General features: G+C 42.4%; 9 protein-coding genes and 2 tRNA genes. 10 read left to right on the plus strand and 1 reads right to left on the minus strand.

The window, feature by feature from the left end; all coding sequences use genetic code 11:
- Positions 1-316 precede the first annotated feature (316 nt).
- A complete protein-coding gene (locus ACTNB8_RS15760) occupies positions 317-3,019 on the plus strand; it encodes a transglycosylase domain-containing protein (protein WP_441056027.1) in 2,703 nt (900 codons plus the stop codon).
- A 99-nt stretch (positions 3,020-3,118) separates the two neighbouring features.
- Entirely contained in the window at positions 3,119-3,775 is a 657-nt protein-coding gene (locus tag ACTNB8_RS15765) for a YigZ family protein (RefSeq protein WP_441056028.1), read from the plus strand.
- Between the two features lie 63 nt (positions 3,776-3,838).
- Here the strand turns inward: ACTNB8_RS15765 and ACTNB8_RS15770 are convergent, their stop codons facing one another.
- Positions 3,839-4,357 (minus strand): peptidylprolyl isomerase, encoded by a 519-nt coding sequence (locus ACTNB8_RS15770; RefSeq protein WP_441056029.1) that lies wholly within the window; start codon positions 4,355-4,357, stop codon positions 3,839-3,841.
- A 98-nt stretch (positions 4,358-4,455) separates the two neighbouring features.
- On the opposite strand from ACTNB8_RS15770, the gene tsaE reads away from it, so the two are divergent.
- From tsaE to ACTNB8_RS15810, 8 genes are all read left to right on the plus strand, one after another.
- Complete coding sequence (tsaE, locus tag ACTNB8_RS15775) at positions 4,456-4,887, plus strand: tRNA (adenosine(37)-N6)-threonylcarbamoyltransferase complex ATPase subunit type 1 TsaE (protein ID WP_441056030.1); 432 nt, start codon at positions 4,456-4,458, stop codon at positions 4,885-4,887.
- A complete protein-coding gene (gene tsaB / locus ACTNB8_RS15780; protein ID WP_441056031.1) occupies positions 4,884-5,606 on the plus strand; it encodes a tRNA (adenosine(37)-N6)-threonylcarbamoyltransferase complex dimerization subunit type 1 TsaB in 723 nt (240 codons plus the stop codon). The genes tsaE and tsaB overlap by 4 nt, the downstream gene beginning before the upstream one ends.
- The gene (rimI, locus tag ACTNB8_RS15785) at positions 5,603-6,037 is read left to right on the plus strand and encodes a ribosomal protein S18-alanine N-acetyltransferase (RefSeq protein ID WP_441056032.1); all 435 of its coding nucleotides are present in this window, start codon (positions 5,603-5,605) and stop codon (positions 6,035-6,037) included. The genes tsaB and rimI overlap by 4 nt, the downstream gene beginning before the upstream one ends.
- A gap of 44 nt (positions 6,038-6,081) precedes the next feature.
- Complete coding sequence (locus tag ACTNB8_RS15790) at positions 6,082-6,993, plus strand: ribonuclease Z (RefSeq protein WP_441056033.1); 912 nt, start codon at positions 6,082-6,084, stop codon at positions 6,991-6,993.
- Positions 6,994-7,004: 11 nt separating this feature from the next.
- Positions 7,005-8,024 (plus strand): tRNA (adenosine(37)-N6)-threonylcarbamoyltransferase complex transferase subunit TsaD, encoded by a 1,020-nt coding sequence (gene tsaD, locus ACTNB8_RS15795; RefSeq protein WP_441056034.1) that lies wholly within the window; start codon positions 7,005-7,007, stop codon positions 8,022-8,024.
- Positions 8,025-8,062: 38 nt separating this feature from the next.
- Positions 8,063-8,758, plus strand: a complete 696-nt coding sequence (ispD, locus tag ACTNB8_RS15800) for a 2-C-methyl-D-erythritol 4-phosphate cytidylyltransferase (RefSeq protein ID WP_441056035.1) — start codon at positions 8,063-8,065, stop codon at positions 8,756-8,758.
- Positions 8,759-8,856: 98 nt separating this feature from the next.
- Positions 8,857-8,942, plus strand: a tRNA-Ser gene (locus ACTNB8_RS15805).
- 96 nt (positions 8,943-9,038) lie between these two features.
- Positions 9,039-9,128 (plus strand) — tRNA-Ser (locus tag ACTNB8_RS15810).
- Positions 9,129-9,329 lie beyond the last annotated feature (201 nt).

Below are 9,329 nucleotides of genomic sequence, written 5' to 3' on the forward strand. Positions count from 1 at the left end.
AGGATGGATGAGTCCTGTTCAATACAGGCTTAGCCTCTTGGCTGCATAAAAAATGCGTAACAGACAAAATCTGTTACGCAATAAAAGTCTAACTTTTTGGGGTCACCTCATTTTGCGGAGGCTCTTTTTTAATGAGAAGATTCTGCGATTACAGGTGATTTTGTGGAGTTTGATATAATTATGATATTGCTCACAGGTAAATATCCGGGGACATAATCATTGCTGGTCGGGAAATAATAAATGTGAAGTTTTTTTTAGGGCTTTATTTACGAATTCTTATTTGTTATAATAGAACGGACTATAAAGGAGGAAAACCATGAATTACGGAAAAAAATCAGTCTCAAAAAAGCGAAATTCGTTGATTTCCCGTACCTCCATGATGGGAAAAAGAGCACATGTTTCGCTAATCAGAGTCCTGTTTGTTGCTCTGATCACAGTCTGTGTGGTAATCGGATGTGTGGGAATCGGAGCGTTTCGGGGAATCATAGATAATGCCCCGGATGTAAATGATGTTGATATATCACCTCTGGGCTATGCAACTTTCCTGTATGATGGTGATGGAAATCAGCTGAGAAAACTTACAGCTCCAAGTTCAAACCGACTTCCGGTATCAATTGAACAGATTCCGGTGGATCTGCAGCACGCAGTTGTTGCCATCGAGGACGAACGTTTTTATGAACATAACGGAATTGACGTAAGAGGTATTCTCCGTGCTTTTGTAAGAAATATCACTACGGGAAATCTTTCAGAAGGTGCCAGTACTATTACCCAGCAGCTGCTGAAAAATAATGTATTTACCAACTGGACGCAGGAGTCCAGCTGGCTTGAACGATTTACACGAAAAATTCAGGAACAGTATCTTGCTATAGAAGTTGAGAAAAAAATCAATGACAAGAATGTGATTCTGGAGAATTATCTGAATACTATCAACCTTGGCGCAGGTGCTTATGGAGTGCAGGCTGCTGCCAGACAGTATTTTAATAAGGATGTATGGGATCTGAATCTTTCTGAGTGTGCCACACTTGCAGGGATTACTCAGAACCCGACTCAGTTCAACCCTATTGAGCATCCGGAAGCAAACGCCAAGAGACGTAAAGAAGTTCTGGATCATATGCTGACTCAGGGATATATTACCCAGGCGCAGTATGATGAAGTTAGTAATGATGATGTATATTCACGTATACAGGCAGCTCAGCTTGAACAGTCAGACAGTGAAAATACAGTATATTCATATTTCGAAGATGAGCTTATTGATCAGGTGATCAATGACCTTATGAAAATTAAGGGATATACCAGAACGCAGGCGCAGAACCTTGTTTACAGTGGTGGTCTGAGCATTTATACAACTCAGGATCCGAAGATCCAGAACATTTTGGATGAAGAATATTCTGATCCGTCCAATTATCCGGATTACGTACAGTATGCGCTTGATTATGCACTGACAGTCAAGGACCCGCAGGGTGAGGAAGTAAACTACAGCAAAGAAATGCTCAAACTGTATTTCCAGAACGAAGACCCTGAGTTTGATCTCCTTTTTGACTCGCAGGAAGAAGCACAGAGTTATGTCGACCGTTATAAAGAGCATATACTTGCTGACGGAAGTACGGTAGTTGCAGAAAGAGTAAGTTTTGCCCCTCAGCCGCAGTCTTCCATGAGTGTGATCGATCAGCATACAGGTTATGTTAAGGCAATCGTAGGCGGACGTGGTGAAAAAACAGCCAGTCTTACACTGAACAGAGCAACAGATACTACAAGACAGCCAGGTTCTACGTTTAAGATTCTGTCTACTTATGCACCTGCATTAAATGAAAAAGGCATGACTCTTGCAACTACATTTGAAGATGAACCATATAACTATCCGGATGGATCGCCTGTTAATAATGCAAGTAAGAGTTATGGAGGAACAACAACAATCCGTACTGCTATTCAGAATTCTATCAACGTGGTAGCTGTCAAGTGTCTTGAAGAAGTAACACCTTCACTTGGCCTGCAGTATCTGGATAACTTTGGATTTACAACACTGGCACACGGAACAGAAGCAGACAAAGATGCCAATGGCACCATATGGACAGATGCCAATCTGCCTCTGGCACTGGGTGGTCTTACAAACGGTGTTACAAATGTAGAACTCTGTGCTGCATATGCGGCAATTGCCAACAGTGGAAATTATATTGAACCTATTTATTATACAAAGATACTTGATCATAATGGAAATGTCCTTGTTGAAAAAACTTCAGCAGAACGTTCTGTTATCAAAGAAAGTACAGCATGGCTTCTGACAAGTGCAATGGAAGATGTTGTCAAACAGGGTACAGGTACAGCGTGCCAGCTGGAAAACATGACAGTAGCAGGAAAAACAGGTACAACAGATGCGTATAATGATCTCTGGTTTGTGGGATATACGCCGTATTATACCTGTGCGGTATGGTCTGGATATGATAATAATGAGAAACTTCCGGAAGATGCAAGGAACTTCCATAAGAATCTATGGAAAAAAGTCATGACCAGGATTCATGAGGGACTGCCGGATAAAGATTTCGATATGCCGGCAAGCGTCGAAGAAATCAGCATCTGTTCAGAGACAGGATTGCTTCCAAGAGCCGGCTGTCCGGTCATTACAGAGTACTTTGATATTGGAGATGTGCCTACAGACTACTGTGATCAGCATTTCTATGAGGAAGAATCAATTCCAGAATATAATGTTGAGGAAGAAACATTTGAGGTGAGTCCAACACCGGATCCTGGCAACACTGATGGAACAAATACCGGAGGAGACAACACCGGAGGAGATAACACCGGAGGAGATAACACCGGAGGAGATAACAGTGGAGGAGACAACACTGGAGGAGACAACACCGGAGGTGACAATGGTGGAGGAGACAACACTGGAGGAGACAACAGTGGAGGAGATAACACCGGAGGAGACAACACTGGAGGAGATAACACCGGAGGTGACAATGGTGGAGGAGACAATACCGGAGGCGACGGTGGCGATGGCGGCGGAGACGCTGTAGCGTAAAACTCAGACTTAAGATACAGGCTGTAGCTGCGAGAAGCAGTTATGGCCTGTGTTTATAAAAGCAAAAATAACTGGCTGAGGACAGAGACAGGAGAGCGTATGTTGGAACAATACAAAACAATAATGGAAGGCGGAACAGGAGAAATAACCGAAAAGAAATCCCGGTTTATAGCAACTGTAAGGCCTGTTTCCACAGAGGAGGAAGCACTGGCATTTCTGGAAGAAATGAAGAAGAAATACTGGGATGCAAGACATAACTGTTATGCTTATTCCATAGGGCTTAATCGTGAATTTACCAGATGCAGTGATGATGGGGAACCTTCAGGAACAGCTGGGAGACCAATGCTGGATGTGCTTCTGGGAGAAGAAATTTATAATGTGGCAGTTGTGGTTACCAGATATTTCGGAGGGGTTCTTCTGGGAACAGGAGGGCTTGTAAGGGCCTATTCAAAGGCAGTTCAGGAAGGACTGGCCGGAAGCCGGGTCATAGAGAAAAAACGCGGCATTACATTAAAAGTGACTACAGATTATACCGGAATAGGAAAAATTCAGTACATAGCAGGAGAACGTAATGTACCAGTCGTTGACAGTGAATATACAGACAAGGTGATTTTGAAACTTCTGGTTGAATCGGGGGCGGCAGAAGAATTACAGAAAGCCATAACGGAAGGAACAAACGGCAGAGCAGCGATAGAAAAGGAGTCAGAATTATATTTTGCTGTTTTGGAAGGAAAGGTATATACATTTGAAAACTGAACAGAATGAAAAAGAGAAGTGCTATGAGTTACCACAGCCTTCTCTTTTTATTTTGGAAAATAATCAGCATTTTTCCGGTTCTGGATAATCAACACCCTGTGTATCAACAGTCATGGATTTGATCTGCTGTTCATCCAGTGGTCTGTCTCTGAAATCAGTTTCAGTTTCAGCGATTTTATTTACGATATCCATTCCTTCAATAATTTTTCCAAATGCTGCATAAGCGCCATCCAGATGCGGTGCATTTTTATGCATGATGAAGAACTGGCTTCCTGCTGAATCAGGATGCATGGCTCTTGCCATGGAAAGAACTCCTTCAGTATGTGCAAGATCGTTTGCGAAGCCATTCTGGGCAAATTCACCCTTGATACTGTATCCGGGTCCGCCCATGCCTGTTCCGTCCGGGCAGCCGCCCTGGATCATGAAACCATTAATAACACGATGGAAAATAAGTCCGTCATAGAATCCTTTTTTTATAAGACTGATAAAATTGTTTACAGTATTCGGTGCAATTTCCGGATACAGTTCTGCTTTCATTACATCACCATTTTCCATAGTAATGGTTATGATTGGATTTGCCATAATTTCCTCCTTTTATAAAAGGTATTGTTTTTCTTTGTGGGCTCTATTATAATATGCAGAGAACATTTTTGCAAGGAAAAAGGAAGGTGAGGGCAGAGATGGTAATTGAAACAGGAAGCCCTGAAGAGACATTTGAACTGGGGAAAAAAATAGGCAGCCGGGCAAAAGCTGGTCAGGTTTATACACTGACAGGAGACCTTGGAACAGGAAAAACAGTATTTACCCAGGGCGTTGCTGCGGGTCTTGGGCTAACAGAGCCTGTAAATAGTCCTACATTTACGATCGTGCAGGTTTACGAAGAAGGAAGACTTCCATTTTATCATTTCGATGTGTATCGCATTGGAGATATAGAGGAAATGGAAGAAATCGGGTATGATGATTATTTCTTTGGGAATGGCATCTGTCTGATTGAGTGGGCAGAGCTGATTGAAGAAATTCTGCCTGAAGACAGGATTTCTATTACAATACAAAAAAATCTGGAAAAAGGTTTTGACTACCGACAGATTACAATAGAGGAGAAGAATAAATGAAGATATTAGGACTGGACAGTTCCGGAATTGTTGCATCAGTTGCGGTTGTAGAAGATGATGTTCTGATTGCAGAATACACAGTAAACTACAAAAAAACTCATTCCCAGACATTACTTCCGATGCTGGATGAAATTGTGAAAATGACAGAGTTGGATCTGAATTCCGTAGATGCTATAGCAGTTGCAGCAGGACCGGGATCTTTTACCGGCCTTCGTATAGGCTCAGCTACTGCAAAAGGCCTTGGCCTGGCATTAAAAAAACCGCTTGTTGCAATACCTACAGTGGAAGGGCTTGCGTATAACCTCTATGATACGCAGGGAATTATATGCCCGATCATGGATGCAAGGAGAAAACAGGTTTATACAGGAATTTACCGCTTTGAAGATCACAGACTCAGAGTACTGGAAGATCAGATGGCAGTTCCGATGGAAGAGTTGATCAGTAAACTGAATAAACTTGGCCAGCCGGTTACATTTCTTGGAGACGGAGTGTCAGTATTCAGGGAAATGATCAGGCAGGAACTTGCTGTTCCGTTTGCTTTTGCACCTGCTCATATAAATAAACAGCGTGCAGCGGCAATTGCAGCACTTGGAATGGAATATTATCGTGAAGGTAAGACACAGACGGCCATGGAACATGTTCCGGATTATCTGCGTGTATCCCAGGCAGAAAGGGAACGTGCCGAAAAATTAAAAATAGAGAACGGTGAAAATTTATGACATTCAGAGAAATGCTGGTTGAGGATCTGGATCAGGTCGTTGAAATAGAAAACAGTCTTTTTTCGGTACCATGGAGCAAAGAAGGCTTTTTTACATTCCTTATAAAAGATGAAAGTATGTTCTTTGTCGTAGAAGAAAAAGGAAAAATCCTGGGTTATTGCAGTATGCAGATAGTTCTGGATGAAGGCGATATTCTGAATGTTGCAGTACGCAGAGAGCGACAAAAAGAGGGAATCGGATATTTTCTGGTAGACAGTATGCTGATGATGGCAGAAGCCAGAGGTGTAAGAACTGTCCATCTGGAGGTACGTGAGGGAAATGATACAGCGAGAAGGCTTTATCAGAGACTTGGTTTTACAGAAGATGGTTTGCGCAAAAATTATTATACAAATCCATTGGAAAATGCTGTTCTGATGACACGCAGGAAATAACCACTTTTCTGAAAACCGGAATTAATAATAAAATGAGGTAAAAAATGTTAGATGTTTGTTTGTTGGGAACCGGAGGAATGATGCCGCTTCCAAGGAGATGGCTGACTGCATTGATGACAAGATACAATGGAAGCAGTCTTCTGATTGACTGTGGAGAAGGAACTCAGGTTGCCGTAAAAGAGAAAGGCTGGAGTTTTAAACCAATAGATGTGATTTGTTTTACACATTATCATGGAGATCATATCAGCGGACTTCCTGGCCTGCTTCTTACAATGGGAAATGCGGACAGAACAGAACCGCTGACTCTTGTAGGACCAAAAGGACTTGAACGGGTAGTTAATGCGCTGAGAGTGATCGCACCGGAACTGCCTTTTGAAATTAAATTTATTGAGATAACAAAACCTGAAGAGGTGTTGGAACTGAACGGATACAGGATTACTGCGTTCAGAGTGAACCATAATGTAATCTGCTATGGATATACACTGGAAATACTTAGACAGGGCAAATTTTCCCCTGACCGTGCTAAAGAACAGGAAATTCCCCTTAAATACTGGAATCCTCTTCAGAAAGGGCAGACCATAGAGGCAGATGGGAAAATTTATACACCGGATATGGTTCTAGGACCGGATAGAAAAGGAATCAAACTGACATATACTACAGATACAAGACCAACAGAATCTATTCTGCGTAATGCAAAGAATTCGGATCTTTTTATCTGTGAGGGGATGTATGGTGAAGAAGATAAAATTGAAAAAGCCAAAGGATATAAACATATGACATTCAGGGAGGCTGCAACACTGGCACATGATGCCCAGGTCAATGAACTCTGGCTGACACATTACAGCCCGTCGCTGATACGTCCGGAAGAATATATGGATATGGTAAGAGGAATTTTTCCGGCGGCTTATCCTGGTAAAGATGGTAAAAGCATAGAATTGAATTTTGAAGAAGACTAGAGGTGTCGAATATGGAAGGTACATTAATTCTGGCAATTGAGAGTTCCTGTGACGAAACAGCGGCTTCTGTTGTCAAAAACGGAAGAACCATACTCTCAAATGTGATCTCTTCCCAGATTGAACTTCATAAACTTTACGGAGGCGTAGTTCCGGAGATTGCTTCACGTAAACATATTGAGAAAATTAATCAGGTGGTGGAGGCTGCATTGGAAGAAGCAGGTGTAACACTTGATGATCTGAATGCAATCGGTGTGACGTATGGTCCGGGACTTGTAGGTGCTCTTCTTGTAGGTGTAGCAGAAGCAAAAGCAATTGCCTATGCAAAAAAACTGCCGTTAGTCGGTGTACATCATATTGAGGGGCATGTTTCGGCTAATTACATAGAACATCCTGATCTGGAACCACCATTCTTGTGTCTGATCGTATCGGGAGGCCATACCCATCTTGTTATAGTAAAAGATTATGGTGAGTTTGAGATTCTCGGACGAACCAGAGATGATGCAGCAGGAGAAGCGTTTGACAAAGTTGCACGTGCTATTGGGCTGGGATACCCTGGTGGTCCAAAGATTGATAAGCTTTCAAAAGAGGGAAATCCGGAGGCAATAACGTTTCCGCGTGCCAAAATCGGAGACTGTCCGTATGATTTCAGCTTCAGTGGCGTAAAATCGGCCGTACTGAATTACATTAATCAGGCCCAGATGAAAGGTGAAGAAGTGAACAGGGCAGATCTGGCAGCTTCTTTCCAGAAAGCAGTTGTAGATGTACTGGTGGAACATACCATGATGGCTGCCAGAGATTATAAGATGGATAAAGTAGCGATTGCAGGCGGAGTGGCATCCAATGGTACATTACGTGCGGCAATGGAAAAAGCCTGCCAGGAGCATGGCTATCGTTTCTTCCGTCCATCACCTATTTTCTGTACAGATAATGCGGCAATGATCGGAGTTGCTGCCTATTATGAATACAAAAAAGGCACCCGTCATGGGTGGGATCTGAATGCAGTGCCGAATCTTCGCTTAGGAGAACGCTGAACAGCACGACTATATTCGGATTTTGTCAGAGAGGAAGAATGCAAATGAAAAACACGGCAATCGTTCTGGCGGCAGGACAGGGAAGGCGAATGCATGCCAAAATACAGAAACAGTTCCTGGAAATCAAGGGGTATCCTGTCCTTTATTATTCACTGAGATGTTTTCAGGAGAGTCATCTTATAGAGGATATCATTCTCGTAACAGGAGAGGACTCGGTCTCTTATTGTCAGAAGGAAATTGTGGAAAAATATGGGTTTACCAAGGTTACGAAGGTGATACCAGGTGGAAAAGAACGGTATGACTCTGTCTATCAGGGACTTCTTGCCTGCGAAAACAGCGACTATGTGCTGATACATGATGGCGCACGTCCTTTTATAACTGAAGAAATACTGGAGAGAGGCCTGGAAGGGGCAAAAGAAACAGGTGCCTGTGCTGTGGGCGTGCCATCTAAAGATACTGTCAAAATTGCAGATGAATCCGGCTTTATTGCAGAGACACCGGACAGGAGCAGAGTCTGGTTGATTCAGACTCCGCAGATTTTTCAGTATAAACTGATCAGAAATGCCCATGAAAGCATTCGTACCAGAGACATGAGCAATGTTACAGATGATGCAATGGTAGTTGAGCAGGAAACCGGGATAAAAGTATGCCTTGCAGAAGGCAGTTACCAGAATATAAAGATTACAACTCCAGAAGATTTGGGGATTGCAGAAGTATTTTTGAAAAATTCATGAAAAAATATGAAATTTATTGTTGACAGATGAAATAAATGATGATAGAATACATCTTGCGCTGAACGAGTGGCGTAAACAAAAAATGATAAATATCATATGGAGAGATATCGAAGTGGTCATAACGAGGCGGTCTTGAAAACCGTTTGTCCGCAAGGGCGCGTGGGTTCGAATCCCACTCTCTCCGTTGGTTGAGAAAAATAAAAAGTTCTTGACAAACAAAACACAACGCGATATAATGTGAAACGCTTCTGAAAAAAGAAGTGATTGCGTAGGGCAATTTGGAGAAGTACCCAAGCTGGCCGAAGGGGCTCCCCTGGAAAGGGAGTAGGTCGTTAATAGCGGCGCGAGGGTTCAAATCCCTCCTTCTCCGCTTTCAAGTTTTGAAATAAAAAAACTTGAAAAAGTACTTGACATTCGGAAATGAATGTGGTAAAGTAATAAAGCTGCTTGAGAGAGTAGCGCACAAAGAACATTGATAACTGAACAGTGAAACACATACGATTCTCGAAAATTTCTTTAAATTAAATTTTTAAGAACAAACCTTAAAACAGTAAAACGGGAAGATAGCCAA

The sequence above is a fragment of the Blautia sp. HCP28S3_G10 genome, from assembly GCF_052065235.1.
Taxonomy (GTDB): Bacteria; Bacillota; Clostridia; order Lachnospirales; family Lachnospiraceae; genus Blautia_A.